This window comes from Methylocystis silviterrae (assembly GCF_013350005.1).
Lineage (GTDB): Bacteria > Pseudomonadota > Alphaproteobacteria > Rhizobiales > Beijerinckiaceae > Methylocystis > Methylocystis silviterrae.
In genome coordinates, this window is the sequence record NZ_JABVWW010000059.1 from 1 (window position 1) to 813 (window position 813).

Consider the following 813-nt stretch of genomic DNA (forward strand, 5'->3'; position numbering starts at 1 on the left):
TCGCTCATCCTTCGACATCACTGGTCACGATCGCTCGCCAGTTCCTATCTTGAGGGCGTCGAAGATGTGATGGACGCGTGCGACAGCATGGGAATTTTCGAGGTCGATGACTCGGTGTTCACACTCACGGAGCGGTCGACGCGCGCGGACTGGCCAGCGCCGATGATCATCTACGTCGCAGAAATCTATGATGCACAAAACGAGATCGGCACCGAACATTTCGAAGTTGTCGTTGGCCCGAACGGACGGCCCGAGACCCGCGAATTGCTCGGCTGAGGGATGACATGGAAAACGAAGCAACACGCGGCTGGACGATTCAGCCCGACGGCGGAGAACCGTTGCCGGCGCCAATCATCGAGTTGGTCGAGCGTTGGCTTGCGCTGACGGATGGCGATCCAATCGCAGCCCTGGTGATCGCCGCGGAAGAATTGATGCTTTTGGCGCCCGCCACGAGCCGCGGCTTTTCGCGCTTGCCGCCAATCGAACGTCCGGCCAAAATAGGAGGTGGAAAATAGCGGGTAGCAAGGGGCGGAGGCGAAGGTCGCCGCCTGTGCGAAAGCATACTGGTTCGCACACGACGCTCTACTGTTGAGGGTAACAAAGCCACTTGAGCTGTGACCCCTTTAATGAGGTTCTACAAAAAATGACGCATAAGGTTCATTATGGAACGAGGTCGCATTGTCGAAAGTCACGGGTTTCGAAAAGGCAGGACTTAATGGCATCGACGAATTGGACGCACCTAGTTTTACTGTGTCATAAGATGGCAGAATGGGATATTTTGAGGATTCACGCTCGATTCGGAGGGGGCTGTGG

Annotated in this window: 2 protein-coding genes; both read left to right on the top strand. The window is 56.0% G+C overall.

What is annotated here, in order from left to right; all coding sequences use genetic code 11:
- On the top strand, positions 1–276 hold a 276-nt coding region (locus tag HUN39_RS18935), incomplete at its 5' end, for a hypothetical protein (RefSeq protein ID WP_175095978.1).
- Between the two features lie 8 nt (positions 277–284).
- Entirely contained in the window at positions 285–515 is a 231-nt protein-coding gene (locus tag HUN39_RS18940) for a hypothetical protein (protein ID WP_175095979.1), read from the top strand.
- The last annotated feature ends 298 nt before the right edge of the window (positions 516–813 follow it).

Bases quoted from the DNA above. Each gene is read 5' to 3' on its own strand.
- HUN39_RS18940 (WP_175095979.1), top strand. From the start codon at position 285: ATGGAAAACGAAGCAACACGCGGCTGGACGATTCAGCCCGACGGCGGA.